We start from the raw sequence: 13,077 nt of genomic DNA, 5'->3' as shown, positions 1-13,077 counted from the left end.
TGTGTCGCTTCAGGGGGCGATTTCGGCCCATGAGCGCAGGACCTACTTCCGAGGGCCCTTGTGCGCACGGCTTTGCTCATGCGGTCCGCGAAGGCTTTGGCCGCTGTGCAATGTTTGCCACGAGGAAGGCGAGGAGCCAGCGAACCTGGACCGGTAGCAGGCGTGTGCTGGTGATGGCAAGGACCTGCATTAGCGGCGATGATCAACGGGGTAGAAACTGGGTATGAATGCACTCGAATTGCAAGCCGTCATCATCGACTTGGACGGCACCTTGGTCGACACTCTTGGCGACTTTGAGGTCGCCCTGAACCGGGCCCTCGGTGACCTGCAGGTGCCGCCCGCCAGTCGGAGCCTGATCGAGCGATCCATCGGTAAGGGTTCGGAGCACTTGATCCGTACCGTGCTGGCCCACCAGTTGGCAGATCAAGCGGCCCAGGGCGCCCATGCGGACACCGTCCGTGAGGTGGAGGCTCTGTTCTCGCCCGTGTGGGCGCGTTACGAGCATCATTACCTGGACATCAACGGCGGGTTTTCGCAGGTTTTCCCTGGCGTGATGGACGGCCTGGCGCAGCTCCAGGCCATGGGCCTGCCGCTGGCCTGCCTGACCAACAAGCCGATTGCCTTCGCCCGGCCTCTGATGGCGGCCAAGGGGTTGTCACCTTACTTCGCGCAGGTTTTCGGCGGGGATAGTTTCGAGCGCAAAAAGCCAGACCCCTTGCCCCTGCTCAAAACCTGCGAAGCCCTCCAAACCGCCCCAGAGCGCACCCTGATGGTGGGAGATTCGAGCAACGACGCACAAGCGGCCAACGCCGCCGGCTGCCCGGTGGTGCTCATGACCTACGGCTACAACCACGGCGAGCCGATCCGCAATACCCCGGCCCTGGCCTGGCTCGATTCGCTGGCCCAGTTGCAGGACGTGGTGGCGCGCTGAGCGAGCGGGGCGCGGTGCGCAGCCGGGCCTGTGCATGTCCCCATGCGCAGGGACGCCTCTTTGGCTTCTGCGCGGATTTCGCCTGACCCGCCAGGCTCACCGATCCGGGCTGCGCACCAGGGTGATGTCGGTGACCACGCCCATGTCCAGCGCCGTGACCGAGAGGGTGCTGCAACCCAAGGGGCGATTGGACTCCCGCCCCTGGCAAAAGAATGTCTTGTCGGTGCGAAACGGCGTGCGCGTGTCGGGATGCATGAACGCGACCATGCCGGTGTTGAGCTCGATCGACACCCAGCGTTGTACCAGGGCGGGGTCGGCCTTGCCGTCTGAGTGCTTGATCGTCCACTGCGCCAGGTTCAGCCGTTCGACCAAGCGTTGATTGACCCTGCCGGTCGCGTCATAGTGGCCATGGAAGCCGACGAAGGTTCTCTCCAGAGAGAAGTCGCTGGAAAAGCGCCGCTCCTTGCCGCCCAGAAACATGCGCGAGCACGATGAAACGCAATGGCCCGAGACGGCGGTGGAGAGACCCAATTCACGTATTCGCTCGCCGATCCGATAGCCGGAGTCGATGTGCCCGCCCCAAGAGTTGCGCAAGACGACAGTCTTGACGCCAGGGTTCTGGGCCAAAGCGTTGTCAAAGCGCTGAATGTCGCCTTCGACCACCGGCCCGGACAGGATCAGGGTGTCTTGGGCAACGACTGCCTCCATGGCCGCGGACGGTCCGGCAATGACCGTAAACGCCGACGCGAGGAGCAAGCAAAATAGGGGAGGAGGCAGGCTCTTTTGCGTCTTCACATCAGAGTAGCGTAGGCCAGAGCGACGCCGGGGATCCGCCCAATCACTGAATCACGCATGTCGTACTTCTTTTGGTGAGGTTCAGGTGTGAAGAGTATGGATGAACTCCGAGAGACCCTGGCCCGACGCCAGAACGGCGTGACCCAGCTTCAAGTTCCACCATTCTTCCGAGCCATGTGCCAGCCGCCATTCGTGCAGGCGCCGTGTGTAGAGATGGAGGTGATATTCAGCAGTGACCCCAATCGCGCCATGCAGTGCATGGGCCGTGTTGGCGACACTCACCGCGGCCTCGCTCGCTCGTGATTTGGCCGCCGCGGCAGACAAAAAGCTCGGGCTCTGGCCCTTCCCCTGAAAGGCGGCCTGGGCAGCACTGCTCGAGGCAACCACCTGCTGGGCCATCACGCTGAGTTGGTGCTGCACGGCCTGGTACTTGCCCAGGGGCCGGCCAAATTGCTCACGGCCGTTGCAATACTCGAGCGTCATTTCAAAAACACGGGTCATCGCGCTGGCGATCAAGGCGGCGTGGATCGAGGCCCCCCATGCCTCCAACTCGCCGCTGTCCGGGCCCAAGTCCTGGCCGATGTCTGCGCCTGTTGCATGACCCTTCGCCCAACAGAGAGTGGCGGTATGTCGACCCGGCGCGCCGTAGGCCCTGCGCTCGGCATTGCGGGCGTCTACAAGCCTGCGGCGTCCCTGGTGCACCAGCACCACATGCGAAGCCTGTAGGCCATGCGGAACCAACGGGCAGACAAGCGTGCCATCCGCACCCTCGGTGACGCCGGGTGCCATGGAGATCAAGCCTTTGGGAAGTTCGCCAGCGTCACCTGCCAGCGCCCGTGCGGCCATGGACTGCGCCAAGGGCAGTGGCAGTGCGTGGCGGCCAATCGCCAGCAAGACAGGGTAGAACTCGGCCAGGGACAGCCCGCCCCCGCCATCGGATTCAGGCGCAAGCAGGTCTAAGAAGCCCGCGCCCTCAATTTTTTCCCATAAGTCGAGTCCTGAGGCGCCTTCCTCAATGGACCTCACCACCGCCGGTGTGCAGTGGTCTTTCAAAATCGCCTCAAGAGCCTCAGCAAACATCGTGATTCCTTCAGCGCAATCCAAGTCCACGGGCGATCATGCCGCGCAGAATTTCACGCGTTCCGCCGCGTAATGAGAATGTGGGAGCGATCTGGCTCAGATAAGTCATCGCTCGCAACAACTGTGGATCGGGCAATGCGTTGGGATCCGCACCGAGCACGCCCTCGAGCAGGGCAGGGACTGACTGTTCGAACTCAGTCCCCAAATCCTTCACCAGTGCGGCTTCCACCACGGGGCTCCCGCCCTGAACGAGGCTTGCCGTCACCGCAATGGACATATGGCGCAGCGCCGAGAGGTGGGACGCAAAGCGCCCGATCAAGGCCGCGTGCGTATCGCTGCTGCTACCGCCTCTGCCGCCGCTCACGCCATTTGCCTTCAGGCAGGCAATCCAGTGTTCGAGCAAGACCATGCTGGAATAAATCCGTTCCGGACCGCTGCGCTCGAATGCAAGCTCCGCCGTAACCTGTTCCCAGCCCGCGCCTTCCTGTCCAATCAGCGCATCGTCGGATAAAAACACATCATCGAAGCTCACCTCACTGAAGTGCGCGTCCCCCGACAAATCGCGAATGGGCCGAACCGTGACACCGGGAAGTGACAAATCAATGATGAACTGAGACAAGCCCTTTTGCCGATCGCTTGGCGCTCCCTGTGACCTCACCAGGGCGATCATGTAGTGGCAGTGGTGTGCGTAGGTGGTCCAGATCTTTCGACCATTGAGCCGCCAGCCATTTGCTTCGCGGGTGACCCGGGTCAACACGCTGGCCAGGTCTGAGCCGGCATTGGGCTCACTCATGCCAATGCAGAAGAACGCCTCTGCTGCACAAATCTTAGGCAGATAGTGACGGCGCTGGGCGTCCGTGCCGTACTTCAGAATGAGGGGGCCGCTCTGGCGATCTGCGATCCAATGGGCCGCGACCGGTGCGCCGGCGCAGAGCAGTTCTTCCACGAGAACGAAGCGTGAAAAAGCGTCCAAGGACGCTCCGCCATATTCAGCCGGCAGCGTGACACCCACCCAACCACGTTTCGCCAGTTCACGGCTAAATTGCGGGTCAAATCCCATCCACGATCTGGCTCTGACATCAGCGGGTTGGCTGGGTTGATGCTCACGCAGGAAAGCCTGCACATCGCGCCGGTAGGCCTGGGCCGAAGCGGGCAGGCTGGCATGGGCAAAGGCGCCGAGCAAGTTGCTCATGCCGGCGCCCCCGAGCCGAGCAGGGCCTGCCGAAGCGGCGCGAAGCCAGTCTTTGGCAGGTCTTCGACGGCGCTTCGCAGGGCTTGGCCATAGCGCGGTAGGCGTCCTGCCTCCTTCCACAACTGGGCGCACCACTCGTCGATGGACGACCAGTCGATCGTCAGTTGGTCGCCGCCATCGCGCAACTCGCCCTGAATCGTCTGGCCTTCGGTCGTCGTGATGCGGATGCGGCAGCTGAGTGTGCCCAGGTCGTCGGCAGATTGCACATCGGTCGCTGCAATGATGCGGCTGCCTTCTGCGGACAAGGGTCGTACGAAGGCTGCAAAGTCGAAGTGGCCGTTCTCCAGCACCGAGGACACGCAAAACCGAGCGCTCATGAGCCGGTCTGAGAAAGATTTGTAGACGGGCCCGGCGTTCAGGGTGCCCGGGTAGTTCATCTCAAACGCGTTCATCTCGACCCGCACAGACTGGACACGCTGAGTCCCCAAGGCCGCTGCGAGGCGCTCGGACAACAGCACCACGGGTTGGCAGATGCCACTGACCGGATAGCGTTTGAGTACCGTCTTGAGGATGGAGGCTTCAGCGTCAAAATCCGCCGCAATGGTGTCGAATGCCGGCACCTGCCCGAGCAGGGCAGGGTAGAAGCCGCTGGGGCCGTCCAGCGCGTGGGTGCCTCCGTGTACCCCCGCGTCAGTCAGTTGGGCGCACAGAATCGCTTGCGACGCGCCATTGCCGACATGCAACTGGTACTCGTCGCTCCCATCACGCCAGCACTGCGTGGTTCCAAACGCCGATTGGGAAGCAAGTGCGATGGTGTTGGCGATGCCGGCGGCATCCTGTCCGCGCAGGCGTGCCACGGCAGCAGCGGCTCCCATGGCGGAGTACAGGCTGGTCGAGCGCAATCCTCTGGGCGTCCCCAGGGGCGAGAACTGGGCCGACAGCCCCGTGGCGCAGGCATAGCCAGTGGCCATGGCTTCGAGGAAATCCCGGCCCGAGATTTCAGGGCTGCTTTCCGCCTGTGCCAGAAGCGCCGGAAGGATCACCGTGGCCAGATGCAGATTGCCAATCGGGTGGAAGTCATCTTGCGTTCGGGCATGCATCAGGGCCGCGTTGTAGAACGCGGCATCCCGTGCGCTGGGCGTCTGGCCGCCATCGAGCAGCAGATGCCCTGCGCCCGCCGCCGGTTGGGGCATGCGCATGGCGGATCGTCCTGCGATACCAACGGCTAAATTGGCGAGCAGGCACAGCAGCAATTTTTTCTGGGCCTTGTCACTGAAGGCGTCCCAGCGGATGGAATGGACGCTCTTGCCTATCGGGTCGATCATGTGCTTGTCTCCGTGACCTTGGCTGCGCCGATTGTTTCAATGGCCAGTGCAGGCTTGAGCGCACTTTTCTGGATTTTTCCAGCTGCATTTTTGGGCAGCTCGGTGACGAGGTAGATGCGCTTGGGCCGCTTGAACCCCAGCTCCGCGCGCAGAAAGTCCACCATCGGGCCAGCCGAACCGGTGAGCCCTGGCCGAAGCGCGACATAGGCCACGACGGCCTGGCCCCACTCCTCGTCGGCTTCGCCGCATACAGCGGCTTCAAGAACCCCATCGAAGCGGTAGATGACGTCTTCCACTTCGCGCGGCGCAATATTGAAGCCGCCGCTGATGATCATTTCATCTTTGCGGCCCAGCAAATAGACATAGCCGTGTTCGTCGATGCGGCCCATGTCCTTGGTGCGCAGCCAACCGTCTTGAATCGCCTGCTCGGTGAGGTCGGGGCGCTTCCAGTAGCCGGTCATGAGGTGGGGGCCCCGCAAGGCCACCTCGCCGATGCCGCCAGGACTCACGTCCTTCATGTCATCGTCGACCACGCGCATTTGCACCGTGGCCCAGGGCCGGCCGGCGGACAGCAGCCGCTGTGGGTACGCTTGATCGAGCCGATGCTCGTTCCCGTGCAGGACCGACAGGGTCACCGGGCACTCACTCTGGCCGTAGATCTGGACCAGGCGTCCCGGGCCGAAAATCTCGATGGCCTGGCGAAGCGGCTCCGCCGGCATGGGGCTGGCGCCGTAGACCAGTGCCCGCAAGTGGGGGAGCTTCATCTGGTCGAGGCCAGGGACGCGCAAGATGCGCTGCAGCATCGTGGGAATGAGCTTGATCACCTCAATCTGATGGACCGTCGCCAGGCGAATCACTTCGGCGGGATCAAACTGCCGCATGATGACGCTGCAGCCGCCCTTGATCGCCTGGGGCAAGACGAAAAACCCTGCGCCATGGCTCAGGGGCTGCATCAGCAAGATCTTTTCGCCGATCTCCAGCGGGCCGATCTCCATGAGCAGGTTCCACGACACATGGAGCATGGCGCGGTGCGACAGCATCACGCCTTTGGGGCGGCCGGTCGTGCCCGAGGTATAGAAAAGACAGTAAAGGTCTTCGCCGTCGATTTGCCGACCTGGTGCACTTGCGGCGCCAGACAGCAGGAATTGTTCAAAGTCGACGCAGGGCGAGGTTGGCGCAACCCCTTCCGGGTCTCGCAGCCGAAGCTCCACGAGTGGCGCCTCGGCCAGCACCGTCGCCATCGCCTCGTCAAAGGAGGCGCCCCACACCATGCAGCGTGCGTCACTGTCCGCAACGATGTATTGCGCCTCGCGGGGGGTCAGGCGCGGGTTGAGTGACACGCGAACGAGGCCGGCCTTGGCCAGGGCATAGTCCAACTCAATGCAGCGAATCGAGTTCTCCAGCCACGTGGCCACCCGGTCGCCTTGCGCGAGTCCGTGGGCCAGCAGCGCATTGGCCAATCGGTTGCTGCGTTCTTCCAGCTCGGCGAAGGTGAGAACTTCATCGCCGCAGCGCACCGCCTCCCGATCGGCATAGAGCAATGCCGCCCGGTGCAATTGGTCGGCAACGTTCATGCTGCGCCCTCTGCAATGGCGTAGGCAAAGCCGACGCGGCCGTCAGGCCGGGGGAGAAGCGTGAATTTCAGGGCCATGCCCGCCGTCAAGGCGGTACCTGGCGCAGCGGCGATCGGCGCGAATGTCGCGGGCCCCTGTTCGGTTTTGATCATCCCGATGAAGTAGGGGGCCTCGAAACCGTCGAGAGAGTGGAACACCTCTGACGATTCGCCCAAGGTGGCACGTTGGCCGATACAGACGGCTTCGAGGTCGCGGCCTGCGCAACGCGGACAGGCGGAAACTTGAAGTAGCACCACTTGTGCACACTGACGGCAGCGAGTGCCGCGCAGGCCCGGTGCGTCGGGTAGTTCGCCTTCAAGGACGAAAAGATGGGGGTTGGCCTTTTGCATCAGAAAATCTCCCTCATGCCGTGCGTTCAAGAATATGGACAGCACTCACTGCGGGGTCTTCGCCAATCCAGCCCCCTGAGTTGTGGGCCAGTGCGAGGCGTGCGCCAGGCACCTGGCGCGCCCCGGCATCGCCGCGCAATTGCAGGGTGAGTTCGAGCAATTGCGCCACCCCGGTGGCTCCGACCGGGTGCCCCCGGGAGTTGAGCCCTCCGCTGGGGTTGACAGGCAGGCGCCCACCCAGGGCACTGGCGCGTTCGGCCACAAACTTGGCCACTTCACCGTCCTCGCAGAAGCGAAGCTCTCGGTAGTGCATCAGTTCGGCGGGCGATACAGCGTCATGCACTTCGGCCAGATCGAGATCCGAAGGGCCTATCCCCGCCTGCGCGTACGCCTTGTCCGCCGCTAAGGTGGGGCCAGGCAGCGCACCGGGCGCCAAGCGCCAGGGGGAAGAGGTGAGGGCGCTGGCGCGAACACGCACGCCACCACGCCCCGGTTGGCTGGAGATCACCAGAGCAGCCGCACCGTCCGAAATGGCGCTGCACATCAGCAGGCGAATCGGGTCGGCAATCATGCGCGAGGCCCGAACTTGCTCCATGCTGATCGGCTTGCGGTACTGGGCGATGGGGTTGCTCACGGCATGATCGTGGTTCTTCATCGTGATCCACTCGAAGGCCTCTGCACCGACATCTTCCTCGGCCATCATTTCGCGTACGCGAATGGCATCGACCGCAGAAAACTGCATGCCGATATTGCCCATCACCTCGGTGTCGGCTGAATTGGCCAGGGCAGCGAGAGTGCGGCCGGTGTCATTGACGAACATCTTTTCGGCGCCGACAACCAGAACGGTGTCGTAGTTGCCACTGGCGATACCCATGCAGGCGAGATGGACCGCCGTACTTCCGCTGGCACACGCGTTTTCGACGTTCATGACGGGGATGGCGCCCAGGCCGATGCCCCGCAGCCACGTTTCTCCACGGATGGATTCCTGCCCATTGAGAAGGCCGCTGTACGCGTTGGCACACAAGGCTGCGTCAATGCCGGAAATGCCAATGCCGGCATCGTCCAGCGCGGCCAAGGCCGCCGTTGCCGCGAGCGTCTTGAGCGACTTGTCTGGAAAGCGACCGAAGGGATGAAACCCCACGCCGTTGATGTAAACGTGGCGGCCCTTCATTGTTTTTCTCCGTAGTCCCGATCGAGCTTCACGCTCGACTCGATGAATTTGACAATTTCTGTGAGCGACGTGCCCGGCGTGAAAACGCCCGGCACGCCCATGCCGTTCAGTTCTGCGCGTGCTGGGTCCGGGACAATGCCGCCGACCACCAGCACCACGTCATCAATGTCCAGTGCCTTCAAGGCTTCCAGCACCCGGCGTGTCAAGGGAACCACCGCGCCCGACAAGATAGAGAGACCGAGGACGTCCGCGTCTTCCTCGAGCACGATGCGTGCAATGTCCTCTGGCGTGCGACGCAAGCCGGCGTAGATCACCTCCATGCCGGCATCGCGCAAGGCTTGGGCAATGACCTTGACGCCGCGGTCATGGCCGTCCAGACCGACCTTGGTGAGAACCACGCGGATGGGGCGTTGGCCCGCCGCCAGTGTGGCTTGGCCGGGAGTTTGAGCCTGCTTTTCCATCAGAACCTCTCCGATTCAGGAACATAAACGCCGTACACATCGCGCCACACATCGGCAATTTCGCCGATGGTGGCGTATACCTTCACGCACTCAACGATGGCTGGCATGACATTGCCGCCGGCCGCGCAGGCCTTGTGCAGATTGGCCAGCGTCCTGCGCACCTCGGCACCATCGCGCTTCGCGCGAACGGCAGCCAGTTTGGCCACCTGACGCTCCGCCGCGCCCGGATCGAGCTTGAAGGTGGGTACGGGTTGGCTTTCCTCGGACTGGAACCGGTTGACACCCACCACGACCTGTTCGCCGCTCTCGATCGCGCAGGCTTCCCGGTAGGCCCCCTTGGAAATGGCGCGCTTGTAGTAGCCCTCGCGAACGGCTGCGAGCGCGCCACCCATCTCGTCGACCTTGCGGATGATTGCTTCGATCTCCCGCTCGTAGGTGAGCGTGAGATGCTCGACGAAATAGGAGCCGCCGAGCGGATCCACGGTATCGGGGATGCCACTTTCGTAGCCAATGATCTGGTTGGCGCGGATCGAGGTGCGCGCGGCCTCCTGGGTCGGAATACCCAGGGCCTCGTCAAACGAAGCCGTGCGCGTTTGCTCGCATCCGCCCAGGATCTGCGCCAGCGCTTGCAGGGTGATGCGAGCGATGTTGTTCAGTGGCTGCTGCGCAGTCAATGGGCGTCCGGAGGTTGCTGCGTGCAGGCGGAAGTGCTGGGCGCGCTCGGTGGTTCCGCCAAAGCGCTCGCGGACCAGCCGGGTCCAGACCTTGCGCACGGCGCGGTACTTGGCTACCTCCTCGAAGAAATCCATCTCGGTGCAAAAGTGCAACTCGAGAACATGTCCGAAGTCGTCGATCTTCAAGCCGCGCGCCAGGCAGCTCTCGACGTAGGTAATGGCATTGCAAATGGTGAAGGCGGCTTCCTGGATGCAGGTCGCTCCTGCCTGCTTCATGTGGGAGCCAGAGACCGAGATCGGAAGCCATTCGGGCGCCGCCGTCTGGCAGTACTCGATCATGTCGGTAGTAAGTTTGACCGCCGACTCGATCGGAAGAAACTGCGTTCCCCGCGCCACGTACTCCTTGATGGGGTCGTTTTGCAACTGCACGATGCAATCGCCGGTCTTGGTGCCCCGCTTTTCATACAGGGCCAAAAGCCAGGCACAGACGATGGGGCCGATGGCATTGGCGGTGGAAAAGATGTGGCCGACCTTCTCCAGAGGGATGCCGTCGAACACCCGTTCCACATCGTCGAGTGAGGTCAGCGCCACGCCGATCTGGCCCACCTCGTCGCGTGCCATGGGGTGGTCTGAGTCGTAACCGATCTGGGTTGGCAGATCGAGCGCAATCGAGATGCCGCCTGTGCTCCCCTGCGACATCAGATAGCGATAGCGCTCGTTGGCCTCTTCTGCCGAGCCAAACCCCGCGTACATCTCGGTCTTCCAGAGCTCGCGCCGGTAACCGGCCGGGTTGAAGCCCCGGGTCCAGGGCGCCTGGCCCGGAAAGCCGACATCGCTTTGGTAGTTCCAACCCTCTTTCTCGAGATGCTCGGGGGTGTAGAGGGTTTGGACAGTGACGCCGTTGGGCGTCACGAAAGAAGGCTTGCGGGTCTGCCGTAACTCGTCCTGGTTCATATCGAACCAGGCGTCGTAGTGGGTCGCCGCAGGCCGGGCGGGGCGGGCGGGTCGGTGGTGGGCCATGCGTTGTCCTGTCGCGGGGGTGTGAAGTTATTCCGGGCTAATTCCGGCGGCAGGAATGAGCTTGGCCATGCGGGCGAAGTCGGCGCGGTGGATGGCACCGAATTCTTCCGTGCCAAATTGGCGCGGGACAAACCCGGTCTCGGTGATGCGCGCCTGGACATCGGGGCGGCTCATGACCTTGACGATTTCATTGCTCAGACGCAGCACCACTTCACGCGGTGTCTTGGCTGGCGCAAAAAAGCCCGCCCAGGTTTCGTGCTCCATGGGCAGTCCGGCCTCGGCCATGGTGGGAACATCGCGGGAGAGCGGGTTACGGTTCTTGCTTGTCACGGCCAGAGGGCGCAGCTTGCCACCGCGAATGAGGGCCATGCTGGTGCCAAGCGGCTCGCACACCAGCTGAATGCGGTCGGCAGCTAGGTCGGTCAGCGATTGCGGGGTTCCCTTGTAGGGGACCTTGGTAATGTTGATGCCGGCGGCCGTGTTGAACATTTCGCCACAGAGCAATGCGGCGCTTGAGCCGAAGCCGTAACTGAGCTTGCCCGGGTTGGCCTTTGCCGCAGCGATCAGGTCCTTGAGGCTGTTCATGTTCGAGGACGCCGGAACCACCATGGCGAAGTCAATCGTTCCCAGCATGGCCAGGGGAGCAAAGTCCCGCAGGGGGTCGGTGGTAGCGCTCTTGTACAAGAAGTTGTTGGCGGCCATCGTGGTGGAAGAGCCCACGACGATCGTGTAGCCGTCGGGTGCGGCCTTGGCCGCTTCGCCCACGCCCACCACGCCATTGGCGCCCACCTTGTTCTCCACGATGACCGTCTGACCCAGTGCCTCGCCCAGGTACTGTGCGACGACGCGCGCCGCCACATCCGTCCCGCCGCCTGGCGCCAGGGGGACGATCATCTTGATTGGCTTGTTCGGCCACGCAGCCGTCTGCGCGTGCAAAGCCGGCGTGATCGCAAAGGCCGCGGCGAGGGCTGAAAAAATCCGGATGAATTGGAAGCGTTTCATGTGTGTCTCCTGATTCGGCGTTTATTTGTTCACTGCGAAATTGGCATCCTTGACCGTCTTGCCCCAGCGGGCGGTGTCGGCAACGATGCGTCTGGCGAATTGGTCCTGCGTATCCGGCAGCGGATCGTAGGAAAGATCGGCAAGCCGCTGGCGAGCCTCTGGCGTCGCAAAGACCCGATTCACTTCCCTGTGCAGTTGGTCGACGATGGCTTTGGGTGTTCCGGGGGGCGCGAACACACCGATCCAGGTCTCGACCTGGTAGTCCTTGACGCCGGCCTCCTGAAGGGTTGGCAGATCGGGGAAAACACCTGATCGGGTGCCTGAGGTGACCGCAAGCGGGCGGATCCTCCCACCCTTGAAGTGCTGAACGCCCAGGAACGGGTCGAAGATCACGTCGACCTCTTTGCCCAGCATCGCGGTCACTTGCGGGGCGGTGCCTTTGTAGGGGATGGCCTGCATATTGGTCCCCGTGAGCAGCTTGAACATCTCACCGGCGAGGTGCGTGAAGGTGGATCCGGCCGCGTAATTGAGCTTGCCTGGATTGGCCTTGAGGTAGGCAACCAGTTCCTGCACGTTGTTGATTGGCAGGGTCGGTTGCACGCCCAGAACGCAGCCCACGCGGGCGATATTGGCGACCGGAATCAGGTCCTTGATCGGATCAAAGGGCAATTTGGCATAGAGCGCCGGGTTCATCACGATGGGGCTGGAGGGCACGACGCCAATCGTGTAACCGTCTGCGGGAGACTTGGCGATCAAGTCAGTTCCCAGGATGCCGTCGGCGCCTTGGCGGTTGTCCACCACAAAAGCTTGCCCGGTGCTTTTTGACATGCTCTCGGCGAGGATTCGCGCCAGGATGTCGGTGCCAGATCCCGCAGAAAACGGGACGATGAATTTCACCGGGCGGGCCGGCCAGGTGGCCTGCTGCGCACGCACGGCCTGTGGCAGCAAGGTTGCGGCGAGGCTGGCTGCCGCAATTTGCAGACCGCGGCGGCGGGTGTTGTCGGTTGGGCTCTTCATGGGTTTGTCTCCTTTAGTGGCGCTTGGGCTGGGGTGAAACACAGGGGAAGTCATCGACGGAAATCAGGGGCGGGTGACGGTGGACGAGAGGGGCGGCAACACCGCATCGGCGAGCTGCCGCGCGATGACCAGCGGGTCGGCGTTGTCCTCGGCCAGTTGGTTGCGAAGGCGTTGCTCGAGCCCTAGATGGTCGGTCCGCTCACGCAAGCGCCGTTGAACCACCTCGTTGAAATAGGCCTGCATCCGGCGCAGGACATGCTGCTGATTGAGCTGTTCAAAGCGCCCGGTCATCTCTAGAAATTGCCGGTGCGCCTGCAGCCATGTGCACAGCGTGTCAATTCCCTTGCCACTCAGTGCCACCGTGGTGAGCACGGGTGGATGCCACACGGGCGCATCGCCAGGGATCTCGTTGACACCCTCGCGCAGATGGGCCGCCCGCTCGGACA

The 13,077-nt window shown here is 62.9% G+C and carries 13 protein-coding genes; 1 reads left to right on the top strand and 12 read right to left on the bottom strand.

The features are described from left to right. The first annotated feature begins 223 nt into the window (after positions 1 to 223). The gene (gene gph, locus QE494_RS10650; protein ID WP_300043183.1) at positions 224 to 931 is read left to right on the top strand and encodes a phosphoglycolate phosphatase; all 708 of its coding nucleotides are present in this window, start codon (positions 224 to 226) and stop codon (positions 929 to 931) included. Positions 932 to 1,027: 96 nt separating this feature from the next. On the opposite strand, the gene QE494_RS10645 is transcribed toward gph, so the two are convergent. The 12 genes from QE494_RS10645 to QE494_RS10590 all read right to left on the bottom strand — a co-directional run. Further along, on the bottom strand, positions 1,028 to 1,639 hold the full coding sequence (locus QE494_RS10645) for a hypothetical protein (RefSeq protein WP_300043182.1): 612 nt from the start codon (positions 1,637 to 1,639) through the stop codon (positions 1,028 to 1,030). Between the two features lie 168 nt (positions 1,640 to 1,807). Then, a complete protein-coding gene (locus QE494_RS10640; RefSeq protein WP_300043181.1) occupies positions 1,808 to 2,806 on the bottom strand; it encodes an acyl-CoA dehydrogenase family protein in 999 nt (332 codons plus the stop codon). A gap of 10 nt (positions 2,807 to 2,816) precedes the next feature. Further along, complete coding sequence (locus QE494_RS10635) at positions 2,817 to 3,998, bottom strand: acyl-CoA dehydrogenase family protein (protein ID WP_300043180.1); 1,182 nt, start codon at positions 3,996 to 3,998, stop codon at positions 2,817 to 2,819. Then, positions 3,995 to 5,323: an MmgE/PrpD family protein gene (locus QE494_RS10630; RefSeq protein ID WP_300043179.1), complete on the bottom strand. Its 1,329-nt coding sequence runs from the start codon at positions 5,321 to 5,323 to the stop codon at positions 3,995 to 3,997. The genes QE494_RS10635 and QE494_RS10630 overlap by 4 nt, the downstream gene beginning before the upstream one ends. Beyond that, entirely contained in the window at positions 5,320 to 6,897 is a 1,578-nt protein-coding gene (locus QE494_RS10625) for an AMP-binding protein (protein ID WP_300043178.1), read from the bottom strand. The genes QE494_RS10630 and QE494_RS10625 overlap by 4 nt, the downstream gene beginning before the upstream one ends. After that, on the bottom strand, positions 6,894 to 7,286 hold the full coding sequence (locus QE494_RS10620) for a Zn-ribbon domain-containing OB-fold protein (protein WP_300043177.1): 393 nt from the start codon (positions 7,284 to 7,286) through the stop codon (positions 6,894 to 6,896). Before QE494_RS10620 ends, QE494_RS10625 begins: the two co-directional genes overlap by 4 nt. A 13-nt stretch (positions 7,287 to 7,299) precedes the next feature. Beyond that, positions 7,300 to 8,457 (bottom strand): thiolase family protein, encoded by a 1,158-nt coding sequence (locus QE494_RS10615; RefSeq protein WP_300043175.1) that lies wholly within the window; start codon positions 8,455 to 8,457, stop codon positions 7,300 to 7,302. Continuing rightward, a complete protein-coding gene (locus tag QE494_RS10610; RefSeq protein WP_300043173.1) occupies positions 8,454 to 8,918 on the bottom strand; it encodes a cobalamin B12-binding domain-containing protein in 465 nt (154 codons plus the stop codon). The genes QE494_RS10615 and QE494_RS10610 overlap by 4 nt, the downstream gene beginning before the upstream one ends. Next, positions 8,918 to 10,612 (bottom strand): methylmalonyl-CoA mutase, encoded by a 1,695-nt coding sequence (locus QE494_RS10605; RefSeq protein ID WP_300043172.1) that lies wholly within the window; start codon positions 10,610 to 10,612, stop codon positions 8,918 to 8,920. Before QE494_RS10605 ends, QE494_RS10610 begins: the two co-directional genes overlap by 1 nt. A 27-nt stretch (positions 10,613 to 10,639) precedes the next feature. Beyond that, positions 10,640 to 11,614: a tripartite tricarboxylate transporter substrate binding protein gene (locus QE494_RS10600; RefSeq protein WP_300043171.1), complete on the bottom strand. Its 975-nt coding sequence runs from the start codon at positions 11,612 to 11,614 to the stop codon at positions 10,640 to 10,642. Between the two features lie 21 nt (positions 11,615 to 11,635). Beyond that, positions 11,636 to 12,631 carry a tripartite tricarboxylate transporter substrate binding protein gene (locus QE494_RS10595; RefSeq protein WP_300043170.1) on the bottom strand — a complete coding sequence of 332 codons (996 nt, stop codon included), beginning with the start codon at positions 12,629 to 12,631 and terminating at the stop codon, positions 11,636 to 11,638. A 63-nt stretch (positions 12,632 to 12,694) separates the two neighbouring features. Further along, the coding region (locus tag QE494_RS10590; RefSeq protein ID WP_300043169.1) for a hypothetical protein at positions 12,695 to 13,077 on the bottom strand (383 nt) is incomplete at its 5' end.

The organism is Ramlibacter sp., assembly GCF_029866045.1.
Classification (GTDB): Bacteria; Pseudomonadota; Gammaproteobacteria; order Burkholderiales; family Burkholderiaceae_C; genus Ramlibacter.
This window is presented reverse-complemented; position numbering and strand designations above follow the sequence as displayed.